General features: G+C 69.8%; 24 protein-coding genes. 13 read left to right on the plus strand and 11 right to left on the minus strand.

Annotated features, from left to right (window positions below):
- The gene (locus tag BLR21_RS35690; RefSeq protein WP_090013459.1) at positions 1–2307 is read left to right on the plus strand and encodes a helix-turn-helix domain-containing protein; all 2307 of its coding nucleotides are present in this window, start codon (positions 1–3) and stop codon (positions 2305–2307) included.
- Here the strand turns inward: BLR21_RS35690 and BLR21_RS35695 are convergent.
- Positions 2299–2682 (minus strand): SsgA family sporulation/cell division regulator, encoded by a 384-nt coding sequence (locus BLR21_RS35695; RefSeq protein WP_176929938.1) that lies wholly within the window; start codon positions 2680–2682, stop codon positions 2299–2301. The genes BLR21_RS35690 and BLR21_RS35695 overlap by 9 nt on opposite strands.
- A gap of 224 nt (positions 2683–2906) precedes the next feature.
- On the opposite strand from BLR21_RS35695, the gene BLR21_RS44195 reads away from it, so the two are divergent.
- On the plus strand, positions 2907–4850 hold the full coding sequence (locus BLR21_RS44195) for a helix-turn-helix transcriptional regulator (protein WP_090013464.1): 1944 nt from the start codon (positions 2907–2909) through the stop codon (positions 4848–4850).
- Here BLR21_RS44195 and BLR21_RS35705 read toward each other — a convergent pair.
- Genes BLR21_RS35705 through BLR21_RS35720 form a run of 4 tightly spaced genes read right to left on the minus strand, consistent with a single transcriptional unit; the run spans position 4847 to position 8490 of the window.
- Positions 4847–5407, minus strand: a complete 561-nt coding sequence (locus tag BLR21_RS35705) for a helix-turn-helix transcriptional regulator (protein WP_090013468.1) — start codon at positions 5405–5407, stop codon at positions 4847–4849. The two genes, BLR21_RS44195 and BLR21_RS35705, sit on opposite strands and share 4 nt — an antisense overlap.
- 19 nt (positions 5408–5426) lie before the next feature.
- Entirely contained in the window at positions 5427–6149 is a 723-nt protein-coding gene (locus BLR21_RS35710; RefSeq protein ID WP_090013471.1) for a MaoC/PaaZ C-terminal domain-containing protein, read from the minus strand.
- A gap of 15 nt (positions 6150–6164) precedes the next feature.
- A complete protein-coding gene (locus BLR21_RS35715; protein ID WP_090013475.1) occupies positions 6165–7334 on the minus strand; it encodes an acyl-CoA dehydrogenase family protein in 1170 nt (389 codons plus the stop codon).
- A 10-nt stretch (positions 7335–7344) separates the two neighbouring features.
- A complete protein-coding gene (locus tag BLR21_RS35720; protein WP_090013479.1) occupies positions 7345–8490 on the minus strand; it encodes an acyl-CoA dehydrogenase family protein in 1146 nt (381 codons plus the stop codon).
- A 40-nt stretch (positions 8491–8530) separates the two neighbouring features.
- Here BLR21_RS35720 and BLR21_RS35725 point away from each other — a divergent pair, with 40 nt between their 5' ends.
- The 4 genes from BLR21_RS35725 (at position 8531) to BLR21_RS35740 (ending at position 11239) form a co-directional block, all read left to right on the plus strand.
- Positions 8531–9130 (plus strand): TetR/AcrR family transcriptional regulator, encoded by a 600-nt coding sequence (locus tag BLR21_RS35725; RefSeq protein ID WP_090013483.1) that lies wholly within the window; start codon positions 8531–8533, stop codon positions 9128–9130.
- A 9-nt stretch (positions 9131–9139) separates the two neighbouring features.
- Positions 9140–10141 (plus strand): non-homologous end-joining DNA ligase, encoded by a 1002-nt coding sequence (gene ligD, locus BLR21_RS35730; RefSeq protein ID WP_090013487.1) that lies wholly within the window; start codon positions 9140–9142, stop codon positions 10139–10141.
- 73 nt (positions 10142–10214) lie between these two features.
- Positions 10215–10433: a hypothetical protein gene (locus BLR21_RS35735; RefSeq protein ID WP_090013492.1), complete on the plus strand. Its 219-nt coding sequence runs from the start codon at positions 10215–10217 to the stop codon at positions 10431–10433.
- Between the two features lie 116 nt (positions 10434–10549).
- Complete coding sequence (locus BLR21_RS35740; protein ID WP_090013598.1) at positions 10550–11239, plus strand: DUF6319 family protein; 690 nt, start codon at positions 10550–10552, stop codon at positions 11237–11239.
- 535 nt (positions 11240–11774) lie between these two features.
- On the opposite strand, the gene BLR21_RS35745 is transcribed toward BLR21_RS35740, so the two are convergent.
- Positions 11775–13277: an alpha/beta hydrolase gene (locus tag BLR21_RS35745; RefSeq protein WP_256335145.1), complete on the minus strand. Its 1503-nt coding sequence runs from the start codon at positions 13275–13277 to the stop codon at positions 11775–11777.
- A gap of 112 nt (positions 13278–13389) precedes the next feature.
- Here BLR21_RS35745 and BLR21_RS35750 point away from each other — a divergent pair, with 112 nt between their 5' ends.
- The gene (locus BLR21_RS35750; protein WP_090013498.1) at positions 13390–14259 is read left to right on the plus strand and encodes an EamA family transporter; all 870 of its coding nucleotides are present in this window, start codon (positions 13390–13392) and stop codon (positions 14257–14259) included.
- Here the strand turns inward: BLR21_RS35750 and BLR21_RS35755 are convergent.
- Complete coding sequence (locus tag BLR21_RS35755; RefSeq protein ID WP_090013501.1) at positions 14256–15317, minus strand: ATP-dependent DNA ligase; 1062 nt, start codon at positions 15315–15317, stop codon at positions 14256–14258. The two genes, BLR21_RS35750 and BLR21_RS35755, sit on opposite strands and share 4 nt — an antisense overlap.
- Before the next feature lie 17 nt (positions 15318–15334).
- Positions 15335–15988, minus strand: coding sequence for a dihydrofolate reductase family protein (locus tag BLR21_RS35760; RefSeq protein WP_256335146.1), 654 nt, complete (start codon positions 15986–15988; stop codon positions 15335–15337).
- A gap of 66 nt (positions 15989–16054) precedes the next feature.
- Here BLR21_RS35760 and zapE point away from each other — a divergent pair, with 66 nt between their 5' ends.
- The 3 genes from zapE (at position 16055) to BLR21_RS35775 (ending at position 19010) form a co-directional block, all read left to right on the plus strand.
- A complete protein-coding gene (zapE, locus tag BLR21_RS35765; RefSeq protein ID WP_090013506.1) occupies positions 16055–17047 on the plus strand; it encodes a cell division protein ZapE in 993 nt (330 codons plus the stop codon).
- Positions 17048–17120: 73 nt separating this feature from the next.
- On the plus strand, positions 17121–17366 hold the full coding sequence (locus tag BLR21_RS35770; RefSeq protein WP_176929939.1) for a DUF3040 domain-containing protein: 246 nt from the start codon (positions 17121–17123) through the stop codon (positions 17364–17366).
- A 48-nt stretch (positions 17367–17414) separates the two neighbouring features.
- Positions 17415–19010: an ABC-F family ATP-binding cassette domain-containing protein gene (locus BLR21_RS35775; RefSeq protein WP_090013511.1), complete on the plus strand. Its 1596-nt coding sequence runs from the start codon at positions 17415–17417 to the stop codon at positions 19008–19010.
- Here BLR21_RS35775 and BLR21_RS35780 read toward each other — a convergent pair.
- From BLR21_RS35780 to rocD, 3 genes are all read right to left on the minus strand, one after another.
- Positions 19007–19411 (minus strand): GNAT family N-acetyltransferase, encoded by a 405-nt coding sequence (locus tag BLR21_RS35780; protein WP_090013513.1) that lies wholly within the window; start codon positions 19409–19411, stop codon positions 19007–19009. The genes BLR21_RS35775 and BLR21_RS35780 overlap by 4 nt on opposite strands.
- 36 nt (positions 19412–19447) lie before the next feature.
- The gene (locus tag BLR21_RS35785; RefSeq protein ID WP_090013516.1) at positions 19448–20827 is read right to left on the minus strand and encodes a DUF2252 domain-containing protein; all 1380 of its coding nucleotides are present in this window, start codon (positions 20825–20827) and stop codon (positions 19448–19450) included.
- A 78-nt stretch (positions 20828–20905) separates the two neighbouring features.
- Positions 20906–22150 carry an ornithine--oxo-acid transaminase gene (rocD, locus tag BLR21_RS35790; protein ID WP_090013518.1) on the minus strand — a complete coding sequence of 415 codons (1245 nt, stop codon included), beginning with the start codon at positions 22148–22150 and terminating at the stop codon, positions 20906–20908.
- Positions 22151–22290: 140 nt separating this feature from the next.
- Between rocD and BLR21_RS35795 the strand changes: the two genes are divergently transcribed.
- The 3 genes from BLR21_RS35795 (at position 22291) to BLR21_RS35805 (ending at position 25098) form a co-directional block, all read left to right on the plus strand.
- On the plus strand, positions 22291–23121 hold the full coding sequence (locus BLR21_RS35795; protein WP_090013601.1) for a PPK2 family polyphosphate kinase: 831 nt from the start codon (positions 22291–22293) through the stop codon (positions 23119–23121).
- 125 nt (positions 23122–23246) lie between these two features.
- Positions 23247–24326, plus strand: coding sequence for a lactonase family protein (locus tag BLR21_RS35800; RefSeq protein ID WP_256335147.1), 1080 nt, complete (start codon positions 23247–23249; stop codon positions 24324–24326).
- Between the two features lie 40 nt (positions 24327–24366).
- A complete protein-coding gene (locus BLR21_RS35805) occupies positions 24367–25098 on the plus strand; it encodes an SGNH/GDSL hydrolase family protein (RefSeq protein ID WP_090013521.1) in 732 nt (243 codons plus the stop codon).
- The last annotated feature ends 20 nt before the right edge of the window (positions 25099–25118 follow it).

A 25118-nucleotide genomic window follows, 5' to 3' on the forward strand; every position in this document is an offset into this window, starting at 1 on the left:
ATGCGGGCGACCACCTTCAGCGAGTTCCTGCGCTTCTACCGGCGCCGCAGGGGACTAACGCAGGAGGACCTCGCCGCCCGCACCGGCCTGGGCGTCCGCACGCTGAGCGACCTCGAACGCGGCCGCGTACACACCCCGCAGGCCCAGACCGTCGACCTGCTCGTGAGCGGGCTGGAGCTGCGGAACGAAGAGGCTGAGGGGTTCGTGGCGCTCGCACGGTCGTCAGAGGCCTCGCAACCACGTCCCGAACGCACAGACTGCACGCCACCCGCCGCCGAGACGCTCATCGGTCGTGTAACCGAGCAGCAGCAGATAGCCGACTACATCAGCCGTGCGGCGACCTCGTCCGTGCTGGATGTCGTGGTCGTGCACGGACCTCCCGGCGTGGGGAAGACCTCTCTCGCGGTGGACACGGCGCACCGGTTCGCCGGTCGGTTCACCGACGGCTGCCTGCACCTCGACCTGCGCGGCATGGACCCGTCGCCGCTGTCGGCGGAACGGGCCATCGCGCGGCTGCTCCGGGCGTTCGGCGTGCCGGACGCCAAGATGCCGTCCGATCCGAACGACAGCCTGCGCCTCTACCGCTCGCTGCTGCGCGAACGGACGGTGCTGCTCGTGCTCGACAACGCCGCGAACGAGGTCCAGGTCCGGCCGCTGCTCGCCGTCAGTCCCGGCTCGCTCGTGGTCGTGACCAGCCGCAACGTGCTGGCGGGCCTGAACAGCCGCGCGCGGGTCGACCTCGGTCCGCTGCGGCACGACGGCGCCGTCGCACTGCTCACCGCGACCGCCGGAGCCGGCCGGACCGCGGCCGACCGGGAGTCGGCGGACCGGGTCGCGACGCTGTGCGGAGGAGTGCCGCTGGCGCTCGCCATCGCGGGCCGCACCACGTCGTCGTGGCGGCACCTCGCCGACCAGCTCTCCGACGAACGCGAACGGCTCGGTGTGCTCGCGACCGGCGACGTCCAGGTCCGGACCGCGTTCGAGCTGTCCTACCGGCTGCTCGCACCCGAGGTGGCGACCCTGTTCCGCCGGCTCGCGCTGATCCACGGGCCGGACACGTCCGTCGAACTCGCCGCCGTGGCGGCTGGAACCGACGACGCCGAGGCGTTGCTGGAGGAGCTCGTGGACGCCAGTCTGCTCCGCGCGGGTGTTCCCGGCCGGTACTCGTTCCACGACCTGATCCGCGACTACGCGCGCGAGCGGTTGCACAGCGACGAACCCGACGTGGAGACACACCGCCTGCGCACGCGTGACTGGTTGCTGGCTACCGCGACGAGTCACGCGTCGGCGTTCCTGCCGGACGACCAGGGCGCGGCCGATCTGGCGGGCGCGGACCGCTGGCTGTCCGGGGAGCGCGCGAACTGGCGTGGCGCGTTCCGTGAGGCGGTCGCCGACGGCGCTCACGAGCAGGTGCTGGCGCTGGCGAGGTCGATGCACTGGTACTCGGACCATCGCGGCACGGGCGACCTGTGGCTGGAGGTCTACACGGCGGGCGTCGGCGCGGCGGCGGCACTGGGCGAAGAGGAGCAGCGGGCCCAGCAGCTCAACTTCGTGTGCTGGGTCTACATCGCGCGGCAGACGAACATCACGATGGCCAAGCGATGGCACCACGAGGCGTTGCGGGCGGCGCGGGAGTGCGGCTCGCTGACGGAGAGGGCCTGGGCGCACTACTACCGGGCGGGCATCGCGAACCGCGAGGGCAGCCAGGCGGACGGCGTGGTCCACGCCCGGCAGGCCGCCGAGCTGTTCCGGGAGGCGGGCCGGCCGATGGACGTGGTGTTCGCGCTGTCGTACTCGGGTGTTCTGCTGCAACGGCAGGGCCGGTTCGACGAGGCCGTCGAAACGCACAGGGCGTGCGTCGAGCAGGAACGCGCGTTGCGAGCAGACCAGCGCGGCGTGGCGCTGGAGAACGCCGCCCAGCTGACGCTCCGCCTGGCGGACGCCCTCGTCGAGGCCGGCGAGCACGACGAGGCGCTGAGCGTGGTGGCACACGCCGAGGAACTCCTCGGACGGGGCGCGGCGAACCTGCTGTCGATGGTCAGGCACACCCGTGGCCGCGTGCTGGCCGCCGCCGGGCGGTTCGCCGAGGCACGGGACCAGCTGGCCGCAGCGGTGGAGTCGCTGTCCGACCCGGAGCTCAAGGTGGCCGTGCTGATGGAGATAGCCGGGCTCTGCGACCGCGTCGGCGACCACGACGCCGCCGTCCGGCACCGGGTGCGGGCGCTGGCCGAGAGCGAGGGCTACGAGTCGCCCGGCATGACCAGGCTGCAGCACGATCTCGCGGAGGTGCTCGGCCTCTCAGCGTAGGACGGTGCTCAGGAACGCGTCGGCGTCGAACCGTTCCGTGCCGCGCGGCACCAGCCGGTCGGTGGCGTCGAGGAACTTGCGCAGCGTGCCCGCCGGTACCCGGAAGACCGTCATGTGCCGGTCGGAGACGAGCTCGAGCACCAGCACCCGGCTCGAATGCGGCCGCAGCCGCACGTCGCCGTCACCGGCTCTGCTGCTCATGCCCTCGGCGAGCAGGTCCCTGCCCATGACCCACGTGGTGGCCGAGCCGCCCGCGCGGAACCTCATCGTCACCGCGAACGGGTCTTCCGACCGGTAGAGCAGCTCGGTCTCGACCGGCGCGGTGGAGCCGTTCGGCCGGACGAAGTCGAAGACGGTGCGTGACGCGACCCGCATCGGCGCTCCTTGTGGTGTTCGTGTGGGGGTACATAGGGAATCACGTAATGGGCAACGAATTGGTTCACGAGGCGGCGTTGTCATTACCAATTGATTGGTCGAATGGTTCTCGCGTTCTCGACGGGTGCTTCGAAGCCCGATGTTGTGCGAAGGGGCAGACCTGCGGAACTTCTGCCGGTGCTTCTGCATGGTCCTGAGGGACTGCCCACGATTTGCTGGTTGACATGGTCGCCCCAGTTAGCCCCGGTCTCGTGGGCACCGCCGTGCGCAGGGCGGGTGGCCTGCTCGTCGGACGTGAGCGGGAGATCGCCGTCCTGACGGAGGCGCTGAGCGGTGGCGCTCGCTCGTGCGTTGTGCATGGCGCAACTGGTATGGGTAAAAGCGCATTGCTGTCCGTTGCTTCTTCAATCGCGGTACGCAGCGGGTTGCGGCCGGTTCGCGGATTGCGGGCGTTGAGCGGGGTCGACAGCCACACGGTGCTGGTGGTCGACGACGCCGAGCGGCTTTGTGCGGAGGAGGCCGACCGGCTGGCCCGTTTCCGGGGTGCGGTGCTGCTCGCGGGCGACTGCGATCCGGACGCTCTGGCGGTCGTGGACGCCGTGCGGGTGCCGTTGCGGCCGATCGGCGGCGAGGCGGTCGCGGAGATGATCCGGCGGCGGTTCGACGCCGAGGTCACGCCGGAGCTGACCGCGTTGTGCCTGGAGTACAGCGGCGGGGCTCCCGGCGTGCTGAGCGACGTCCTGGACGTGGTCACGGACCTGTCCTCGTTGCGCGCCGTGCTGCCCGGCCTGCGGCTGCCGCGCCTGCTGCGGGCCGTGCGCCGGAGCTGGGAGGTGCTGGACGTCGACGCGGTCGCGGTCGCCCGTGCGCTGGCGGTGCTGGGCGGCGCGCCTCTCGACGTGGTGTGCGAGGTCGCCGGAATGGGGTCGTTCCGCACCTTGGCCGCGTTCGAACGCCTTGTCGACGCGCGTCTCGCCGCCGGCGAGCCGATGCGCGTCCAGTCGCCCGCGCTGAGCCATGCGATCCGGCACGAGATGGCACCCGAGTCGCGCGAGTCCCTGCACCGCGCCGCTGCCGAGGCCCTGTATCGGCGATGCGATCCGCCGGTCGACGTCGCCGAACACGTGGTGGCGTGCGCGGAACCCGTCGGGGCGCGGTGGGTGGCGCCGGTGCTGCACGGGGCGGCGCGGTTGCATCAGGCGGCAGGGCGGCCGGAGCAGGCGGTGAGGTGCCTGCGCGCCGCTCTGCGCGAGCCGTCGGACGGTGAGACCGCGGGGCACGTGGCCGTGGCGATGGCGGAGCTCCACCTGCGGTGCGGCATCGCGCCCCGGGCCGGCGAACTCGCCCGGCAGCGGCCCGCCGCGGGGGAGTGGTTCGACGCGGTGGTGCTCGACTGGCAGTGCGACGAGGACCTGCTCGGCCACTCGGCCGCGCCCGTCGTGCCGGAGGATCCCGAACGGGTCCTGCGGGACCTCCCGGAGAACGGGCCGCGAATCGTTCCGCTCGCGCTCGCCGGCCTCGGTCTGCTGCGCAGGGGTTCCGAACGGGTGGTGCTGGATCTCGCACCACAGCTGCGAGTCCGGCTCGCCGGCGCGGAACGGGACTGGCTGACCGCGCTGGAGATGTGGGCTCATCGCGCCGGCGGCGACCACGCCGAGGTCTCCCGGCTGATGCGGGAACTCGCCCAGGCGTCACCGTTGCGGGGCTGCGTGGCGCTGGGGGCAGCGGCGTTCGTCGCGTCCTGTGTGGACGCGGGCCGCCCTGGCGAGGCGCGGGAGATGTTGGTGCGGCTCGGTTACACGGGAACGCTGCCGCCGGTCTGGACGTGCACGCTGTTGCTGCACCAGCGCGCCCGCATGCATCTCGCGCTCGGTGCCGCCCGTGCCGCGCTGGCCGACGCCGAACGTGCCGGGGCGGCCGAGCTGGCGGACCAGGCGCGGGCGGCGCTGGGCCGGGAGCACCGGCCGCCGCGCGGGGCGGCGTGGGACAGGCTGACGCCGCACGAGTCGCGAATAGTCTTGCTGGTGCTGGAAGGCGAGACGAATCGGTCGATCGCGGCGCGGTTCAACGTCACGCAGCGGGCGGTCGAGCTGCACCTCACCCGCGTCTACCGCAAGGTCGGCATCAGCAGGCGGGTGCAGCTCTCCTCCGTCTTCGGATCTGCCTAGAGCAGACCGGAACGCAGCGCCCACGCCACCGCGTGCACCCGGTTGCGCAGCCCGAACCGTTCCAGCAGCTGGTGCAGCGCGTACTTCACGGTCCGCTCCGAGCAGAACAGCTGCGCGGCGACCTCCGCGATCGTCGCGCCGTCAGCCAGCAGCTTCAGCAGTTGCAGGTCGCGGTCGTTCAGCACCGGCGAGCGGTCCTGCACCGCATGACCGCCGAGAAGCAGTTTGATCAGCCGTTCGGGGTTGACATCCGCCCGCCGCAACGGAACCGACAGCCCGGCCTGGGCCGCGATCGACGGGGTGAGGTCGTGCACTCGGGCCGCGATCACGACGATCTTGGGCGAACCGCAGGCTCTCAGCCGTGCGGCCTGTTGCGCGCACAGCTCGTTCACCAGGGCCAGCAGCACGTGTGCGTCCGAGCGGTCTTGGACCACCCGCACGCGCGGTGAGTTCTTCAACAGGTGCGTCACGCCGGCCGCGCTGATCAGGTCGCGGGACTCCACCGCCACGCGCACCGGTTCGATTCCGGAGTCCACGGTTGCCAGGGCACTACTCATGGCACGATCGTGCAAACTTTCAGCGGCTGTCCACTTCGGAAAACCGAACCGATCCGAGCAGAACCTGCCGGTCGTTCGCGAACGTGCGGAACTCGCCGGTCGGCCAGCGCTCGATCCGGAGCTCGTCACCGGGCGTCACGGGCGCGGTGAACCGGGCGTGCAGCTCGGTGAAGTCCAGGCCGCGCACGGTGATCCCGAGCGTGCACAGGCCGTGCAGGATGGGTTTCGCGAACCCGGCCCGGCGCGCGAACTCGGCGTCGTGGTGCATCGGGTTCACGTCACCGGTCTCGCGGTACCGCAGGGCCTGGTTTTCCGTCGTCTGGAAGAAGCCGACCTCGGGCGCGGTGCCGGGGACGGTGAACTCGCGCGTCTCACCACGTTCGCCGCCGAAACCGCCTTCGCCCTTGAGGAAACAGGACGACCGCGTGCTCGCGTAGCCGGACTCCCAGGTGCTGACGACGAGGGCACCAGAGCCTTTGTCGTAGATGTCCGTCACGGTCTTCGTGACGACCATGGAACCGTGCGCCGGGAGCTTGCCGTGCAGCCACAACGACTGCTCGGCGTGCAGGACCTGGGTCATGTCGGCGCCGGTCAGGCCGAGTTGCGGGCCGCCGTGCTGCAGCAACGGGATGGGGAACGCGGGGGAGTAGCCGCCGACTGCCGCCGCGTACACCCCGGCGTCGCCGGCCGACCAGGTGCGGACCTGTCGTTCGACGACGCCGAGGATGTCGTGGCTGAGCATCAACCCAACATAGAGCTACCCGAGCGTGCCGCGGATGTTCGCGTGGCCCTTGAGCAGGTTGCGGGCGATCGTGCGGCGCTGGATCTCGTCGGTGCCCTCGTAGATGCGCAGCAGCCGCAGTTCGCGGTACCAGCGCTCGATCGGCAGCTCACGGGTGTAGCCCATGCCGCCGTGGATCTGCAGCACGCGGTCGACGATCTCGTTGGCCTTGATGCCGCCGTAGAGCTTCGCGATCGACTGCGCCTGCCGCGAGTCCTGCTTCTGGTCGACGAGCCACGCGGCGTGCAGCACGAGCCAGCGCAGTGCCTCGATCTCGACCGCGGAGTCGGCGATCATCCACTGGATGGCCTGGTAGTCGGCGATGGGCTGGCCGAACGTGACGCGGTTCTTGGCCTGCTCGATCGCCATCTCGACCAGCCGCTCGACGCTGCCGAGCGCGCGGGCGGGCAGCAGGTAGCGACCCTGGCCGATCCACTGCATCGCGAGGTGGAAGCCCTTGCCGACCTCACCGAGGACGTTCTCCTCGGGCACGCGGACGTTGTCGAACACGAGCGCCGCCGGGCCCCACTGGCCCATGGTCGGGATGGGCTCGGACTTCCAGCCCATGTCGCGGTCGACGAGGAAGCACGTGACGCCGCCGTCGGCGCCCTTCTCCTTGTCCGTCACGGCGAACACCATGACGAAGTCGGCCTCGTTTCCCTGCGTGATGAACGTCTTCTCGCCGTTGATCACCCACTCGTCGCCGTCCTTGACGGCGGACGTGCGGATGGCCTTGGCGTCACTGCCGGCACCGGGTTCGGTGATCGCGAAGCACGACACGCGTTCGCCCGAGATCGTCGGCAGCAGGTAGCGCTGCTTCTGCTCCTCGTTGCCGTGGAACAGGATGTTGTCCGCGTAGCCGCCGAAGCGGAACGGGACGAAACTGCGGCCCAGTTCGGCTTCGAGGAGCGCGGTCATCACGGCGCCGAGGCCCATGCCACCGAACTCCTGCGGCGTGAGGACACCGAAGAACCCGGCCTGCTTGGCCTTGTCCTGCAGTTCCTTCAGCTCGTCCCGCCTGAGACCCGGCCGGCCAGCGCGTTCGCGGCGCAGCACCTCGGGCTCCAGCGGGATGATCTCCTTGCGCACGAAGGTCCGCACCCAGTCGCGGATCTCCTTCTGCTCCTCGTCGAGCGTGAAGTCCATTTCTTTCCTTTCAGGCGAACGCGTTGATGCCCGTCAGCGCGCGACCGATGAGCAGTTTCTGGATCTGGCTGGTGCCCTCGTAGAGGGTGGTGACCCTGGCGTCCCGCAGGAACTTGCCCACCGGGTACTCGTCGATGTAGCCGTAGCCGCCGAAGACCTGGATGGCGTTGTTGGCGACCTTGACCGCGGCCTCGCTGGCGAAGAGCTTGGCCATGCTCGCCTCGGTGCGGAACGGCTGGCCGCGGTCGGCCAGGTCGGCGACGCGCCACGTCAGGAGCCTGGCGGCGTCGGTCTCCACGGCCATGTCCGCGAGGAGTTCCTGGACGAGCTGGAAGCCCGCGATGGGCTTGCCGAACTGCTCGCGTTGCCCGGCGTACTCCAGCGCGGCTTCCAGTGCGCCCCGCGCGGCACCGACACAGCCCGCCGCGACGGACATGCGGCCCTTGTCGAGCGAGCCCATCGCGAGCTTGAAGCCCTCGGTGCTGAGCAGGGCGTCCTCCGGCACGTCGACGTCGTCGAGGGTGATCTCGGCGGTGGCCTGGCCGCGCATGCCGAGCTTGCCCTTGATCTCGGTGGCCGTGAAGCCCTTCGAGTCGGTGGGGACCAGGAACGCGCTGATGCCCTTCGGACCCGGCCCGCCGGTGCGGGCGAACACGAGCGCGACGTCGGCCCACGTGCCGTTGGTGATGAAGACCTTGCGGCCGTTGATCCGGTAGCCGTCGTCCGTCCTGGTGGCCTTGGTGACGAGGCTCCCCGCGTCGCTGCCGGTGCCGGGCTCGGTGAGCGCGAAGCAGCCGAGTTGGGTGCCCGCGGTGAGGCCGGGCAGCCAGCGTTGCTTCTGCTCTTCCGTGCCGTGCCTGGCGATCGACTTCGCGACCAGGCCGAGGGAGACCGAGATGATGCCCCGTACCGCGCTGTCGCCGCGGGCGATCTCTTCGAGGACCAGGCAGTAGGCGAGGTTGTCGCCGCCGGAACCGCCGTAGCGCTCGTCGATCCCGAGCCCCAGGAACCCGACCTCGCCGAGCGCCGGAACCAGTTCCCGGTCGATCGCCTCGTCGCGGTCCCAGCGCGTGGCATGGGGCACGATGCGTTCGTCGGTGAACCGCCGGGCCAGCTCCCTGAGCTGCCGGTGTTCGTCCGAAAGCGTTAGATCCACAGACCCTCCCGACTAACCGAACAGTGTTAGGTTAACTCACATGCCCCGGCCGAGCACCCCTCTGCTGAGCCCTGACCGCATCCGGTCGGTGGCCCTGGCCATCATCGATCGCGACGGCCTCGACGGCCTGTCCATGCGCAAGCTCGCCGCTGAGCTGGGAGTGCAGGCCGCGTCGCTGTACGGGCACGTCCGCACCAAGGACCAGCTACTCAACGACATCGCGTCGTCGATCCTGTCGACCGTCGACGTCTCGGGCTTCACGGTCGACTGGCGCGAGGGCCTGATCCGGTGCGCGCGCTCCTACCGTGCGGCGTTGTCGTCGCACCCGAACATCGTTCCTTTTCTGGCGTACGGCCCGGCCGGCCGCGAGGAGTCGCTCCAGCGCCTCGACCTGCTGCACGGCGCCCTGGTCGACGCCGGCTGGTCACGCCGTGAGGCCACGATGATCGCCGCGGGCCTGATGTACATCGTGTTCGGCTCGGCCCTGAGCTCGTTCTCCAGCGGGTTCTCCTCCGATCCCGCGGACTACACCGACCGCTACCCGCACCTCGACCGCGCCCACCTGCTGCCCGGCGTCGCCCGCGAACTCGACCGCGACAGCTTCGAACTGGCGCTCGCGGCGTTCGTGCGCGGCCTTTAGTGTTCTGCCGTGGCTTCCAAGGCGATCGAGCTCGAGGTCGGTGACCAGCTGGTGCGGGTGTCCAACCCGGACAAGCCGTACTTCCCCGCGCGGGGCATCACCAAGCGGCAGGTGGTCGAGTACTACCGCACGGTGGCGCCGGTCCTGCTGCGGGTGCTGCGTGACCGCCCCGTCGTGCTGAAGCGCTACGTGGACGGCGTCGAGGGCGAGGCGTTCTACCAGAAGCGCGTGCCCAAGGGCGCTCCTTCGTACGTGGAGACCGTGCAGGTGAAGTTCCCGTCCGGCCGCCCCGCCGACGAGATCTGCCCGACCTCCGAAGCCGTGATCGTCTGGGCCGCGAACCTCGGCACGTTCGACTTCCACCCGTGGCCGGTGCGCCGTGCCGACGTCGACCACCCGGACGAACTGCGCATCGACCTGGACCCGCAGCCGGGCACCGACTTCTCCGACGCCGCCCGCGTCGCCCTGGTGCTGCGCGAGGTACTGGCCGACGCGGGCCTGACCGGCTATCCGAAGACTTCGGGCGGCCGCGGCATCCACGTCGCCGTGCGGATCCGGCCGGAGTGGGACTTCATCGACGTCCGCCACGCCGTGATCGCCCTGGCCCGCGAGGTCGAGAAGCGCGCACCCTCCCTGGCGACTTCGGCCTGGTGGAAGGAAGAACGCGGTGAACGCGTCTTCATCGACTTCAACCAGGCCGCCCGTGACCGCACGATCGCCTCCGCCTGGTCGGTGCGCGGAACGCCGCGCGCGACGGTCTCGACTCCGGTGCTGTGGGACGAGCTGTCCACTGTGGACCCTGACGACTTCGACGTGCTGACCGTGCCGAAGTACCTGGAGGAGCGCGGCGACCTGCACGCCGGTCTGGACTCCGAGGCGTTCGGCATCGAGACGCTGCTGGAGTGGTACGCGGCCGATCCGCGCGGGGAGATGCCGTACCCGCCGGACTACCCGAAGATGCCGGGTGAGCCGTTGCGCGTGCAGCCTTCCCGTGCCCGCAAGCAGGAGTGAGCCAACCGGCTGTATCGGGAACGGATCCAGTGGGTGACCTCGTAGACTGGACCGAACGCGAGAGGAGGTCGCTATGTCCCAGCCATATGTCGTGCGGTACGTCGGCGGTCCCCTCGACGGCAGGGTCGACTCGCTGCCGTCCACGCCCGAGGATCCGAAGCAGACCGTGACGTACGTGCATCTGCACGGCGGGCCCAAGATCGTGCATGTGTACGACCTGTCGTACGCGGTCGAGTACGGGTGCGAGTACCACCTGCGTGCCGAAGAGGTAGAGAACGCCGAAGAAGCCTGAGAGCGCTCTCGCGCCTTTCTTCGCCTGTTGATGATCTTGTTGCCGACCCTGTGCTCAGAATTGTCGGGGGTGTAGGGCATGCTGGGGCACAGGTGTTCGAACGGGGAGGCAGCGCGATGGCGAAGAAGAGCGGGCTGTCGGCGGAGGACGTCGTCGACCTGCGGTCGCAGTTGGACGAAGGCAGTCAGCCGATGGTGTGGTTCACGGCGGCCGCGGTCGGCATGGAGGAGGGCAGGTCGGCGAAGCTGCTGGCCGTCACCGACCCTCCGGAGGGTGATTTCATCCAGGTCCGGCCCACCGGCTCGAAGGACGAGATGTCCTTCTCCCCGGCCGAGTTGACGCTGGAGAAGCCGCCGCCGCGCAAGAAGCCGGCGAGCCCACCTCCGGCGCCGCCGGAGCCGCCGCGAGAGACTGAGGTCATTCACCCCTACGTCCCGGAGGCGCCGGTGAAACCCGCGGCCCCCAAGCCGAAATCCGCACCCGCTCCCGCCGAGCAGGCGCCCGCGAAGCCTGCCGCGCGCAAGCAGTCCACGAAGAGCTCCTTCCCCGAGGTCACGATCACGCTGGTGACGACGGGCGAGGGCGAGTGGGCCGTGGAGGTGCTGCAGGGCACCCGCAGGACGGTCCGGCCGACGCCGGTGCCGCCCGCGCAGGTGGCCCAGGCCGCGAAGCTGCTGACGCCCGAGGTCGCCGAGATCGTCGAGGGCGTGCTGAACGCGGCGCGTGCTCAGCAGCTCGCCCGGGTGGAGCAACTGCGCGCCGAACTGGAGGCAGCCCAGAAGGCCCTGGACGACCTGGGCGCGTAGCGCGATCACGTGCTGCGACGCCCCGGTGGTTCTCCGCACGCGTTCGGGTGAGAGGGGTTCCCAGGGCTGGTGGCGGGGCGGACCGTGGGGTGCGCGGATGTCCCGCGCAGGTCCGGCTTGGAGGACGGGGAGGCCCTGATGGGTACGTGTGGGTGCTGTTCCGGGTGCACGGGGCCCGGCTGCGGCTGCTGTTCGGGCTGCTGACACGAAGATTCGCGCGGGGAGCTGTTCGTGTCGTGGTCATGCGGACGGCTCCCCTTCTGCGTTGGTGCAGCAGTGGTGCGGGGTTTTCGTGTCGTGGTCGCGCGGGCGGCTCCCCCCCGCGTTGGTGCAGCAGTGGTGCGGGGTTTTCGTGTCGTGGTCGCGCGGGCGGCTCCCCTTCTGCGTTGATGCAGCAGTGATCGGGGGCGGACGCTTCGCGTCGTGAACGCTTCCCGCCGCGTCGGTGCGACCCTGACCAGGATGCGCAGACGGCGCCATTCGACGGCGTCTTTGCGTTGCGGTTGAGCGAATGCTCCCTGTCCGCGCGGCCCGATCAGGGCGGGCAGACGGTGCCGTTCGACGGCACCTTCGCGTCGATCAGGTAGTCGCGCACCGCCGTGGTCGCGCACCCCGACAGGGTGAGCGCGCCATGGCCGCTGCCCTGCCACCCGATCAACGCCGACCCCGGCAGCCGTTGCGCGGTGTGCTCGGTGCCGGGCGCGGGCGTGGAGAGGTCGTTGGCCGTGCTCAGGACCACGATCGGCGGCGCGCTCTTCAGGGCGTCCACCTTCTCGGCCTTGGGCGGCGGGAACGGGTTGCAGTGCAGCAGCATGCGGGCGAACACGGCGCCGAACATCGCGTGCTTCGACTGCCAGTCGGCGGTGAGGGCCTTCACTCGATCCGGTGGGATGCGGGTGGCGGTGTCGTTGCAGCCGATGATCAGGCCCGCGTCGAAGCGCGGCGGGTTCTCGTCCAGGTCGTTGACCAGCGGTTCGAGCAGGGCGAACAGGCCCGTGCTGTCGCCGGTGCGGGCCTTCGCCACGGCGTCGGCGAGCGCGGGCCAGCGGGCTCGGTCGGTCAGGCCCGCCAGGATCGCGTTCAGGGCCGAGCCGGGGGTCAGGTCGACGTACTCGCCGCGCACGCGGCCGGTTCGCAGCTGGGTCAGGAGTGCCGTGACGTCCTCGCGGGGGTTCGCGAGTGCGCAGCCCCGGGTCTTGCAGTCGCGGGAGAACGCGTCGAACGTCGCCTCCGCCGCGACGGCACGGGACTCGAGGACGCCCACCTGGTCGAGTGCCGGGTCCGGGGCGCCGTCGAGGACGGTGCGGCCGATGCGGTTCGGGTAGCGCTGGGCGTAGGTCGTGACGACGCGCGAGCCCTCGCCCAGGCCGATGGCGTTGAGGCGGTCGGTGCCCAGGTAGTCGCGGAGGCGTTCGAGGTCGGCGGCCGCGCGCCACGAGTCGTACGCGGTCAGCCGGCCTTCGAGGTCGAGGACGCATTCCTGCGACGCCTCGCCCGCGGCGACCACGAGGTTCGACTGCTCGGTCTCGGCCGGGTCGTACTCGACGAGCTGCGCGCGCGTGGACTGCGGAACGCACGACAGGCCGTCCGAACGGCCCGTGCCGCGCCGGTCCATGCCGATGATCGTGAACGTGCTGAGGATGTCCTTCGGCAACGCCGCCGCGAGCCGCGCGGCCTTCAGCGTGCCGGGCTCGCCGCCGGGGTCGTTGACCACTACCAGCGCGCTCTTGCCGGTGCCGACGCGCGTCAACGCGATGCCGATCGTGCCGCGGCCGGGGCGTCCCGGCGGGTCGAGCACGGTGGTCATGCGCGCGCATTCGTAGGTCTGGTCGCCCTGCGGGGCGTCGGCGCCGAAGCGGTCCTTCATCTGCTCGTTGCACGGCGACCACGGCAGCGAGTCGGTCTTGTACTCGCCCAGCGGGGGCACTGGCTGCGGCCCGGCGAGCGTGCTCTGATCGACGGGCTGGTCGCCCTCGCCCTTGACCGCGATCACCGGCCTGTTCGAGGGCCCCGCGCTGCACGCCGTCAGCACGCTCACTGCCAGTAGGGCCAAGGCAGCGCGACGCACAGATGTCCTCACTCTCGTTCACACTCCGGGAAGCTGAGCCTCGCACGGCACAGGTGAGAATCCAGTGAGTCAGGATGGGTGCATGGCTCACGCTGATCGGCTTCCCGCCGCTCGTCTCATGGGCGGCATCCCGCCGACGGCGCTCGTCCTCCTCGGCATCGTCAGCGTGCAGGTCGGCGCCGCGTTCGCGAAGCAGCTGTTCACAGTCGCGGGTTCGGCGGGCACGGTGACGTTGCGCCTGGTCATGGCCGCACTGGTGCTGGTCGTGATCTGGCGCCCGTCCATCAGGCTCGACCGCCGCACGCTCGTCACCGTCGCCACTTACGGCGCGGTGCTCGCGGCGATGAACCTCTGTTTCTACGCGGCGCTCGACCGCATCCCGCTCGGCGCGGCCGTCACGATCGAGTTCCTCGGGCCGCTCGCGGTGGCCGTCGCGGGCTCACGGCGCTGGATCGACGGCGTGTGGGTGTTGCTCGCGGCCGCCGGCGTGGTGCTGCTCACAGGCGTGCAGGGCGGTCTGTTGTGGACGGGCGTGCTGTTCGCACTGGCCGCTGGCGCGTGCTGGGCGGCGTACATCCTGGTGACGGCCAAGCTCGGCAGCCAGACGACTGACGGCAAGGGCCTCGCGCTCGCGATGGTGGTCGGGGCGGTGATCGCGCTGCCGTTCGGCGTCGGCTCGGCCGGCACGGCGATGCTCGACCCGCTGGTGCTCGCGGCGGGGTTCGCGGTCGCGCTGATGTCGTCGGTCATCCCGTACTCGCTGGAGCTGGAGGCGTTGCGCCGCATGCCGCCGCGCGTGTTCGGGATCCTTATGTCGATGGAACCGGCGGTCGCCGCGGTCGCGGGCCTGGTGCTGCTCGGCGAGCACCTCAAGGCGGCGCAGTGGGCCGCCGTCTGCTGTGTCGTGATCGCGTCGATCGGTGCGACGCGATCGGCCAGGCCGGACGTCTAACGAGCCCGGAGCTCACCCTTCAGAACGGACGCCACGTCGTAACGGGCCGGGATCTCCAGCTGGTCGTAGCGGCACGACAACGGCTCGCGATCGGGCCGCCACCGCGCGAACTGGCCGTTGTGCCGCAGCCGCACCGGATGCTCGCCCTCGGTCTGCGTGTAGTGGATCTCCAGCACCCGCTCGGGACGCAGTGCCACGTACTCGGCCTGCTTGCCGCGCCACCGGTTGATCTCGCCGGGAATCCGCTGGCCCGGAACGGGATTCGCCCACGGGTGATCTCCCGTGGTGATCAACGGCGCCAGCTCGGCCGCGAGCTCACGGCGTTCGGCGGCCTTGAACGAACCGCAGACGCCGATGTGGTGCAGCAGGTCGTCCGAGTCGTAGACACCGAGCAGCAACGAGCCGACCGCCGTGCCAGGCTCGGTGTCCTTGTGCCAGCGCAACCCGGCGAGCACGACGTCGGCGGTGCGGGCGTGCTTCACCTTGATCATCGAACGCTTGCCCGGCGTGTACGGGCCGTCCGACGGCTTGCCCATCACGCCGTCCAGCCCGGCGCCCTCGAACAGCGTGAACCACTGCCGCGCCGTCTCGACGGACGTCGTCGCGGGCGTCACGTTCAGCCCCGGCAGCTGCAGCAACGCCTCGCGCCGCGCGATCGTCGGTGACTCCAGCAGCACCTCCGACCCCAGTGCGAGCAGGTCGAAGGCGACGAACGTGGCCGGCGTCGACTCCGCCAGCATCGTCACCCGCGAGGCGGCCGGGTGGATGCGCTCGGACAACGCGTCGAAGTCCAGCTCGTCGTTCTTCGCGACCACCAGCTCGCCGTCGACGACCACCCGGTCCGGCAGCACGTCCAGCATCGAGGCGACGACCTCGGGGAAGTAGCGGTTGAGCGGCTTGCCGCTGCGCGACTGCAGCAGCACCTCGTCACCGGAGCGGAACACCACGCAGCGGAACCCGTCCCACTTCGGTTCGAAGAACAGGTTCGCGTCGTCCGGGATCCCGTCCACCGCGGTGGCGAGCATCGGCTGCAGCGGCGGTGTCAGCGGTAGGTCCACGCGCACATCCTGCCTCGTCAGCTGGAATCGCGCCGCTGGTACCGCAGCAACAGCACGTCGTCCGCGCGCAGCACCGACGCCAGCGCGAGATCCACCGGCGGGACCACCGGACCGTGCGCGATCCGCGACGCGTCGCCCACCGCGAGCAGAGGTGCCACCGTCAGGTTCAGCGCGTCCACCAGGCCGGCGGCCACCATCGACCCGAACAACCGCGGCCCGCCCTCCAGGTCGATCCGGTGCAGTCCCCGTGCCGCGAGTGCGGCGACCGCGACGTCCAGGTCCACCTCGGTCTCGCCGGCGATGATCACGTCGGCGGGCAGCGCGGGCATCCGGGCGGCCTCGGTGGTGATCACGATCGGCGGCACGGCGGTGTCGGTGAACAGCGGCAGGTCCGGCGTCAGCGACCCGCGGGCCGTCACCACGGCGATCGGCAACGGCCTGGCGCGTTTCGCACCCCGGTACCCCTCGGCCAGCACGGTCGCCGAGCCCACCAGCACGACGTCGGCGAGTTCGCGCCCGAGCAGGTAGATCCGCCGGTCCGCGGGTGAGCCCAGCCCGGCGGACCGGCCGTCGACCGACACCGCGCCGTCCACGCTGGAGACGAAGTTCGCGGTCACCCAGGTGCGGCCGGCGGGATACCCGTACAGCGACTCGAGGGCTGTGTCGGTCATCTCAACGCCCGGTGAGGGCCACAACATCTCCACCGAGCCATCCCATCACGCCATTAAGGTGCGGGCATGCGCTTGTCCGACCGGGATCCCCAGATCGGTGCCGACGAACTGATCGAGGGCCTGGTCCCCCCACCGAGGTTCGGCTCGGTCAGCTTCGACACCTACATTCCGAACCCGGACGAGCCCTCGCAGGCCGCCGCGGTGGAGGCGGGCCGCCTGTTCGCCGCACGGGTCAGCGTGCGCCGCAAGAAGTGGTCGCTGTTCGGGTCCAGGGACGAGGACGAGGGCAAGCTCGGTCTCTACCTCGACGGCGGCTTCGGCGTCGGCAAGACCCACCTGCTCGCTTCGCTCTGGCACGCCGTGCCCGGCCCGAAGGCGTACGGCACGTTCGTCGAGCTGACGAACATGGTCGGCGTCCTGACGTTCCCGGAGGCCGTGAAGCGGCTGTCGGGGCACAAGCTGCTCGCCATCGACGAGTTCGAGCTCGACGACCCCGGCGACACGATGCTCGTCACGCGCCTGATCAAGGAACTGATCGCGGCCGGTGTGCACGTCGCGGCGACCTCGAACACGCTGCCGGACAAGCTCGGCGAGGGGCGGTTCGCCGCCGCCGACTTCCTGCGCGAGATCCAGTCGATGTCCTCGAAGTTCGACGTCGTGCGCGTCGACGGCCCCGACTACCGCCACCGCGGCCTGCCGGCAGCGCCGTCACCGATGTCAGACACTGATCTGATCGTTAGAGCCTCTAACACCGCAGGCTCGACCCTCGACGACTTCGACGACCTCTGCAAGGCGCTCGCCCGCATCCACCCGTCGAAGTACGGGCGGTTGCTCGACGGCGTCACCGCGGTGCATCTGAAGGACGTCAAGGCCGCGCCCGACCAGAGCGTCGGGCTGAGGCTCGTGGCGTTCGGCGACCGGCTCTACGACCGCGACATCCCGGTGGCGGTCTCGGGGCAGCCGCTCTCGGAGCTGTTCACCGAGGAGATGCTGCGCGGCGGCTACCGCAAGAAGTACCTGCGGGCTGTCAGCCGATTGGTCGCGCTTTCTCGGGTTTGACTCCGGCGGCGTTCGAGTATCCACTGGGTGGCGGGCGGGAATGATGACGTCCCGACGTCCTGCGGAGGCACTGATGCTGAGTGAAGCCGAACGCCGCTCGCTCGAGGAGATCGAACAGCGGCTGCTCGCGGACGAGCCGAGACTCGCCCGCACGATGAACCGCCAGGTGCGTCCCTGGTTGTTCTACTCCCTCCTGTTCGTCTTCGGCGGTCTCACGGTGCTGCTGACGGTGATCGGTGCGTTCGGCGCCGCCTTCCAGTGCCTCGTGGTCACCGCCGGTGCGGTGGTGTTCCGGAGGTACCCGCTCCGCCTGCGGTGACCGGAAACTCGCTGGCGTTCCTGACCGGCGACCCCGAACATCTCGGGCGTGGGTTATCTGGAAGCGAACGGTCTCGCGTACGCCCTGCCTGACGGCAGGGAGCTGTTCCGCGACGTCTCGTTCAAGGTGAGCGGCGGGACCGTGGTCGCGCTCGTCGGCGCGAACGGTGCCGGCAAGACGACGCTGCAACGGATCCTGTCGGGGGAGCTCACCCCGAAGCAGGGCAGCGTGCACGTACAGGGCGGGCTCGCGGTGATGCCGCAGTTCATCGGCTCCGTCCGCGACGACTCGCTCGTGCGCGACCTGTTGCTCTCGGTCGCCCCCGAGGCGTTGCGGAATGCGGCCAAGGAGCTCGACGACGCCGAGCTCGCGTTGATGGACACCGACGACGAACCCGCCCAGATGCGGTACGCGAACGCCCTCTCCGGCTACGGCGAGGCAGGCGGGTACGACATCGAGGTCCTCTGGGACACCGTCACCGTCGCAGCCCTCGGCCTGCCCTATGACCGGGCCCGGTTCCGCGAGGTCCGCACACTCTCCGGTGGCGAGCAGAAGCGGCTGGTCCTGGAGACCCTGCTGCGCGGCCACGAGCAGGTCCTGCTGCTCGACGAGCCCGACAACTACCTCGACGTCCCCGGCAAGCGCTGGCTGGAGGAACGCCTGCGGGCCACCGACAAGGCCGTTCTCGTCGTCAGCCACGACCGTGAGCTGCTGGCCACCGCCGCGACGCACGTCGTCACCGTCGAGGCGCATTCCACGTGGACGCACGCAGGCTCGTTCGGGACGTGGCACGGCGCGCGAGCGAAACGCATCGACAGGCTGCTGGAAGATCACCGGCGTTGGAACGAAGAGCACGAGCGGCTCAAGGACCTCGTCCGCACGCTCCAGCAGCTGGCCAAGTCCTCCGAGGTGATGGCTCAGAAGTACCGGGTCATGGCCGCGCGCCTCGAACGGTACGAGCAGGCGGGCCCGCCGCCGGAGATCCCTCAGGACGAGAAGGTCAACCCGCGCCTGAAGGGCGGCCGCACCGGCATCCGCGCGATCACGTGCGAGGAGCTGGAGCTGACCGGGCTGATGAAGCCGTTCTCGCAGGAGATCTTCTTCGGCGACCGGGTCGCGGTGCTGGGCGCGAACGGCTCCGGCAAGAGCCACTTCCTGCGGCTGCTCGGCGGCGACGAGGTGAGGACCACCGGCAGGTGGAAGCTCGGCGCACGGGTCGTGGCGGGCCTGTTCGCGCAGACGCACGAGCACCCGGAGTGGCTGGGCCGCACGCTCGTCGACATCCTCTGGCACGGCGAGGGCCAGCGCGCCGGCAAGGACCGGGGCGCGGCGATGTCGGTGCTGCAGCGCTACGGCCTGCACCAGGCGGGTGACCAGCGGTTCGAGAACCTCTCGGGCGGGCAGCAGGCGCGGTTCCAGATCCTGCTGCTGGAGCTGTCCGGCGCCACGTTGCTGCTGCTCGACGAGCCGACGGACAACCTCGACCTGGCCTCGGCGGAGGCGTTGCAGAACGCGCTGAACGACTTCGAGGGCACGGTCGTCGCGGTCACGCACGACAGGTGGTTCGCGAAGTCGTTCGACCGGTTCCTGCACTTCCGGGCGGACGGCAAGGTGTCCGAAGTGGACGAACCGGTCTGGAACTAGAACTGCCAGGACACGAAGGCGCCGTCGTCGATCGACCCGCCCGCCTTCCGGTAGGTGGCCTGCGCCGCCGTGTCCTCCGCGGCGGCGCCGGTCCACATCGCGTAGCAGGCCCGTTCCACCGCAAGTGCTTTCAGCGCCTCGACCAACGCGGTGCCGATGCCGCGGCGCAGGAACGCGTCGTCCACGCCCAGTTCGTAGAGGAACATCTCGGTGCCCTTGTCCGGATGCGTGGTCTCCACCCCGGAGACGAAACCGGCGGGCTGGTCGCCGATGTAGGCGATCAGCAGATGGCTGTGATCCTGCGCCAGGAACCGGGCGGTCGCGTCCGGCCGCGGCGGCGCGTCGAACAGGTGCGCGGCGGCGAACACGTCGTCGGTGGAGGCGGCGCGGCGGATCTTCATACCGCCAGGCTAGGTCAACACCGGTGTGCGGGCGGGTCAGCGGTCCTCGGCGGTCGCGGGCAGCTTCCCGTTCTTGACCAGCGTGGTCAGTTCCTCGTGGTCCGCCTCGGTCTGGTCGGCGTAGTCGAACGCGTACTTGGCGAACGCGTCGTCCAGGTCGTCGCCGTCCTGGAAGTAGCCGGCCAGCAGTCGCGGGTCCAGGGAACGGGTGTGCGCGCGGGCCAGCAGGGCGCCCGCGAGGCGGCCGTAGTCGTCGAGGTCGTCGCGCTTCAGCGTGGTCGCGTCGATCTCGCCCTTGCGGTTGCGGAACTGCCGCACGATGAAATGCCGGCCCTCGATCGTCGTCCAGCCCAGCAGGATGTCGGTCTCCGCCTGCACGAGCCGCGCGCCGTGCACGATCCGCCTGCCCTCGTGCTTGGCGGGCTCGACGTCCAGGAACGGCTGCAGCGCGGACGGCCTGGCCTCCTTGGCCTGCAGCACCAGTGCCTCGGAGCCGTTGCCGTGCAACAGGATCAGGTAGTTGCGCAGGCCGACGCTGCCGGTGCCGACCACGCGGAACGCCACGTCCGACACGCCGTAGCGCATGATCAGGTTGGTCCGCGACTCACGCAGGGTGTCCACGTAGGACGGCAGCGCGGCGATCACGGCCTGGGCGGTCGGGGGAGTGGCCTCGGTGAACGTCGGCGGGTTCGTGATGAACCGCCACTTCTCGCCGTCGTGCGCGGTCCACTTGGCGGCGAACTTCGCGCTGGTGTTCTTGCGCGACTTCTCGGCTGCCTTGGAGAAGTCGTTGATCAGGTCGTCGGCCTTCACCTTCGACAGCGTCGACTCGTCCCCCAGCGCGGTCCAGGAGTCCAGGAACGGCATCTCCGCGAGGTGGCGGATCGTGCCCCGGTACGCGCTCACGGCGTCCTCGGCGGCGTCGCGGCAGCCCTTGTCCGACACGCCGCCGACGCGTCCGGCCAGCACCAGCGAGGCGACGAGCCGCTTGAGGTCCCACTCCCACGGTCCGGGCAGCGTCTCGTCGAAGTCGTTGATGTCCATGACGATCTGGCCCTCGGGCGTGCCGTAGAGGCCGAAGTTCGCTGCGTGTGCATCACCGCACAGCTGAGCGTGAAGGCCCGTCGAGCAGCCGGCCGCGAGATCGCCCGCCTGCAGTCCGGCCGCACCGCGGAAGAACGCGAACGGGTTCTCGAGCATCCGGCCGACCCGCAACGGGACCAGGTGCTCCAGCCGGCCCGCGTTGCTCGCGCGCATGAACTCCAGCACGGACGGGCGCGACCGGGCCAGCGACATCGCGCGGTGCGCCTTGAAGTCCACTGAGGACTTCAGTGCGCGTCCCTGGGTGTAGACCTCTTCAGGCTCAACCCAACGGCCCAGAGCCGCAGCAGCCTCAGCGCGAACCCGTTCACCCATAAGAGTCATCATGCCTGCGGCGGGCGAGCCAGGTGGCTCGTCCGCCGCATTTGTGACCTACCTACGAGCTAAATCACCCTAAACCGGACGAACGACCTCCGCGATCGCCTGAACGCCCAGGTCGATCTCGTCCCGCGTGATGACCAACGGCGGCGCGACGCGCAACGTCGACGCGTGCGTCTCCTTGCACAGCACCCCGCGCGTGGCCAGAGCCTCCGACGCGGCACGGCCCACCGGGCCGCCGGGCGAGATCTCGACGCCGGCCCACAGCCCGCGCCCGCGCACCTCGGCCACGCCGTGACCGACCAGCTTGTTCAGTTCGGCGTGCAGGTACGCGCCCAGGTCGCGCGAGCGCTGCTGGAACTCACCGGTCGCCAGCAGTCCCACGACCGCGCGCCCCACTGCGCACGCGAGCGGGTTTCCGCCGAACGTCGACCCGTGCTCGCCGGGCTTCAGCACGCCCAGCACCGCACGCGACCCGACCACGGCGGACACCGGCAGGATGCCGCCGCCCAGCGCCTTGCCGAGTGTGTACAGGTCGGCACGCACGCCCTCGTGGTCAAGAGCGAACAGCTCGCCGGTGCGGCCGAGTCCGGACTGGATCTCGTCGGCGATCATCAGCACGTTGTGCTGGTCGCACAGCCGGCGGATCCCGGCCAGGTACCCGGCGGGCGGTACGACGACGCCGGCCTCGCCCTGGATGGGCTCCAGCAGCACGGCGGCCGTGCGCGGGGAGATCGCGGACTCGATCTCGTCGAGCGCGCCGTACTTGACGACCTTGAAGCCGGGCGTGAACGGCCCGAAGTCGTTGCGCGCGGTCTCGTCGGTCGAGAACGACACGATCGTCGTGGTGCGGCCGTGGAAGTTGGACCCGGCGACGATGATCTCCGCCGTGCCCTCCGGCACGCCCTTGACCCGGTACGCCCACTTGCGCGCGACCTTGATCGCGGACTCGACGGCCTCGGCGCCGGAGTTCATCGCGAGCACCATCTCGGTGCCGGTCAGGGCGGCGAGCTCACGGCAGAACAGGCCGAACTGGTCGTGGTGGAACGCGCGGCTGGTCAGCGTGACGCGGCCGAGCTGCTCGACGGCGGCGGCCACCAGGGCGGGGTGGCGGTGCCCGAAGTTCAGCGACGAGTAGCCGGACAGGAAGTCCAGGTAGCGGCGTCCTTCGACGTCGGTGACCCACGAACCCTCGCCGTGCGAGATGACCACCGGCAGCGGGTGGTAGTTGTGCGTGCTCCACTCCTCGTCGAGAGCGACGAAGTCCGCGCTCGCCAAATTCGTGGTTCCCGTGGTGTTGTGCTCAGCGATGGCGGTCATCCTCCAAGGCTAGGTGCGTCGACAAGCGATATCGACCGTCAACCGTTGCGCATTGCATCAGTTTGTTGCGTAGATTCACCAATCGGTGGCTCTTGCTTGCACAGCGGGCGGAATCGACGGTGAATCGCTACGGTCACATGATGGCGAAGAAGTCGGTTCGTGACGCGCTGAGACTCGATGAGGTGGATCTCTCCACCCTCGACCCCGCCGGCCGCCCGATCGGTCCCCAGAGCAAGAAGGAGGCGGCCGAGGACCTGGTCGCCACCGGGGCCGAGCTGGACGATCTGCAGGAGGCGCTCTACGCGGAGAACTCTCGCGCGGTCCTGCTCGTGCTGCAAGGCATGGACACCTCGGGCAAGGGTGGCGTGGTCAGGCACGTCATGGGCCTGGTGAACCCGCAGGGCGTGCGCATCGCGTCGTTCAAGAAACCGACCGCCGCCGAACTGCGCCACCACTACCTCTGGCGCATCCGCAGGGTCCTGCCCGAGAAGGGCCGCCTCGGCGCGTTCGACCGCTCCCACTACGAGGACGTGCTCGTGCCGAAGGTCGAGCGCCTGATCACCGCCGCGCAGCTGCGCACGCGCTACAAGGAGATCAACACGTTCGAGCGGGAGCTCGCGGACTCCGGCATCACGATGGTCAAGTGCTTCCTGCACATCTCGCCGGAGGTCCAGAAGGAACGGCTGCTCGCGCGCCTGGACGACCCGAGGAAGAACTGGAAGTACAACCCGGCCGACATCGACGTCCGGTCGAAGTGGTCCAAGTACCAGGACGCGTACACCCAGGCGTTGAAGAACTGCCGTGACACGCCCTGGTACGCGATCCCGTCCGACCGCAAGTGGTACCGGAACTGGACGATCAGCAGGCTGCTGCTGGAGACCCTGCGCGAGATGGATCCGAAGTTCCCGCCACCGGCCTACGACCTCGAGGCCGAGAAGGCCCGGCTGGTCAACAACGACCCGTTGCGCTAGACGCAATCTTGATTGCACCTATTGCCTGACCGTAGTGGTCTGGGCCAGTGTGGGCTGCGCCGCCGCCGCAAAAGTATCCCGGAGGTGCGGACGTGGGTGTGGACCGGCGACGTTTTCTCGGAGCCATGGGTGTGGGAGCTGGACTGCTGATGACCGGAGGGACCGCTGAGGCGGCTGCCGCCACGCGGAGAGTGTTCTTCGGCGCCTACACGACGTGGAGCGGTGGCGCCAAGGGCATCGGCATCGGCACCTACGACACCGTGTCCGGGCAGCTGAGGACGACCGGCGTGATCAGCGGCGTGGTCAACCCGTCGTTCGTGATCGAGTCGCGCGACGGCAGGTTCCTCTACGCCGTCAACGAGAACACCAAGGGTGAGGTCACCGCGATCAACGCGGTCACGCGGAAGGTGATCAACAAGCAGGCCACCGGTGGCGCCGACCCGTGCCACCTGACGCTCGACCCGTCCGGGAAGTACCTGATCACGGCCGACTACTCGTCCGGCTCGCTCAGCGTGTTTCCGGTCAACAAGGACGGCAGCCTCGGCGCGCGCACGCAGAAGGTGCAGCACAAGGGGTCCGGGCCGAACAAGGAACGCCAGGAAGGCCCGCACGCGCACCACATCGTGTTCGACCCGGCTGGCAGGTACGCGGCGGCGGTCGACCTCGGCGCGGACTCGGTGTTCGTCTACTCGTTCGCCGGCGGGAAGCTGACCCAGGTCTCGCAGGCCAGGGTGAAGCCGGGAGCCGGACCGCGGCACATCGCGTTCCATCCGGACGGCAAGACCGCGTATGTCGCGAACGAGCTGGACTCGACCATCGTGACCTGCGCCTACGCGAACGGGAAACTCACGCCGGGCCAGGTGCTGAAGACCGTGCCGTCCGGAGGCCCGACGAACTACCCGGCCGAGGTGCTGGTCTCGGCGGACGGCAGGTACGTCTACCTGTCGAACCGCGGGCACGACAGCGTCGCGCACTTCGCGGTCGGCGGTTCCGGGCTGACGATGCTCGGCACCACCGCGGCCGGTGGCAAGTACCCGCGGCACATCACGTTCGACCCGACCGGGTCGTTCCTGTTCGCGGCCAACCAGAACTCGAACAACGTCACGTCGTTCGCGGTCGACAAGGTCACGGGCAAGCTGACCCCGTCCGGCACGCCGCTGCAGACCGCGATCCCGGTCTGCGTGCTGCCCACACGACTGGGTTAACGCACTTCAAGTCGATCATCCACAGTGGTACTCCGGGCCTATGGGACTTTTGGCTGGAGTACTCGCTGTCGCTTTGCTGGCGCCCGCACCGATCGCCCCGGAGTACGTCGCACTCGGCGACTCCTACGCGTCCGGGGCGGGCGCCGGTTCCTATGTGGACGGCTCGTGCCGCCGCAGCTCGAACGCCTACCCGGCGTTGCGGGGCACGGAGTTCCCGTCGTTCAAGTTCGTGGCGTGCAGCGGGGCGACCACGAAGTCGCTCAGGTCCCAGTTCCGGGCGCTGACCGCGAACACCACGTTCGTCACTATCACCATCGGCGGCAACGACCTCGGGTTCGTGGACGTACTGACGACCTGCACGCTGAGCGGTGACAGGGCCTGTGCCAAGAGGGTCGCCACGGCGGTGGACTTCATCCACGGGCAGTTGCCTGCCCGGCTCGACACGGCCTACGCCACGATCAAGGAAGCGGCACCGCACGCCAAGCTCGTCGTGCTCGGCTATCCGCGGCTGTTCACCCCGAACGACGGGTGCCGGACGCTCTCCAAGTCCAAACGCCAGGTGCTCAACGAGGCTGCCGACCAGCTCTCCGGAGTCATCGCGCAGGCAGCCGGACGCGCTGGTGCGCGGTACGTCGACGTGAGGGAAGCGTTTGCGGACCACGGCGTGTGCGCGGCCGAGCCGTGGATGAACGCGCTGGTCAATCCGACCGCCGACTCCTACCACCCGAACAAGGCAGGTCAGGCCGCCTACTTCAGGGCGTTGACCTCCTAGACGCCGGTATTGGGCTCGGC

Source organism: Lentzea albidocapillata subsp. violacea, assembly GCF_900100275.1.
GTDB classification, from domain to species: domain Bacteria; phylum Actinomycetota; class Actinomycetes; order Mycobacteriales; family Pseudonocardiaceae; genus Lentzea; species Lentzea violacea.

Bases quoted from the DNA above. Each gene is read 5' to 3' on its own strand.
- BLR21_RS35690 (WP_090013459.1), top strand. From the start codon at position 1: ATGCGGGCGACCACCTTCAGCGAGTTCCTGCGCTTCTACCGGCGCCGC.
- BLR21_RS35695 (WP_176929938.1), bottom strand. From the start codon at position 2,682: ATGCGGGTCGCGTCACGCACCGTCTTCGACTTCGTCCGGCCGAACGGC.
- BLR21_RS44195 (WP_090013464.1), top strand. From the start codon at position 2,907: ATGGTCGCCCCAGTTAGCCCCGGTCTCGTGGGCACCGCCGTGCGCAGG.
- BLR21_RS35705 (WP_090013468.1), bottom strand. From the start codon at position 5,407: ATGAGTAGTGCCCTGGCAACCGTGGACTCCGGAATCGAACCGGTGCGC.
- BLR21_RS35710 (WP_090013471.1), bottom strand. From the start codon at position 6,149: ATGCTCAGCCACGACATCCTCGGCGTCGTCGAACGACAGGTCCGCACC.
- BLR21_RS35715 (WP_090013475.1), bottom strand. From the start codon at position 7,334: ATGGACTTCACGCTCGACGAGGAGCAGAAGGAGATCCGCGACTGGGTG.
- BLR21_RS35725 (WP_090013483.1), top strand. From the start codon at position 8,531: ATGCCCCGGCCGAGCACCCCTCTGCTGAGCCCTGACCGCATCCGGTCG.
- BLR21_RS35735 (WP_090013492.1), top strand. From the start codon at position 10,215: ATGTCCCAGCCATATGTCGTGCGGTACGTCGGCGGTCCCCTCGACGGC.
- BLR21_RS35740 (WP_090013598.1), top strand. From the start codon at position 10,550: ATGGCGAAGAAGAGCGGGCTGTCGGCGGAGGACGTCGTCGACCTGCGG.
- BLR21_RS35750 (WP_090013498.1), top strand. From the start codon at position 13,390: ATGGCTCACGCTGATCGGCTTCCCGCCGCTCGTCTCATGGGCGGCATC.
- BLR21_RS35760 (WP_256335146.1), bottom strand. From the start codon at position 15,988: ATGACCGACACAGCCCTCGAGTCGCTGTACGGGTATCCCGCCGGCCGC.
- zapE (WP_090013506.1), top strand. From the start codon at position 16,055: ATGCGCTTGTCCGACCGGGATCCCCAGATCGGTGCCGACGAACTGATC.
- BLR21_RS35770 (WP_176929939.1), top strand. From the start codon at position 17,121: ATGCTGAGTGAAGCCGAACGCCGCTCGCTCGAGGAGATCGAACAGCGG.
- BLR21_RS35780 (WP_090013513.1), bottom strand. From the start codon at position 19,411: ATGAAGATCCGCCGCGCCGCCTCCACCGACGACGTGTTCGCCGCCGCG.
- BLR21_RS35785 (WP_090013516.1), bottom strand. From the start codon at position 20,827: ATGGGTGAACGGGTTCGCGCTGAGGCTGCTGCGGCTCTGGGCCGTTGG.
- rocD (WP_090013518.1), bottom strand. From the start codon at position 22,150: ATGACCGCCATCGCTGAGCACAACACCACGGGAACCACGAATTTGGCG.
- BLR21_RS35795 (WP_090013601.1), top strand. From the start codon at position 22,291: ATGGCGAAGAAGTCGGTTCGTGACGCGCTGAGACTCGATGAGGTGGAT.
- BLR21_RS35800 (WP_256335147.1), top strand. From the start codon at position 23,247: ATGGGTGTGGGAGCTGGACTGCTGATGACCGGAGGGACCGCTGAGGCG.
- BLR21_RS35805 (WP_090013521.1), top strand. From the start codon at position 24,367: ATGGGACTTTTGGCTGGAGTACTCGCTGTCGCTTTGCTGGCGCCCGCA.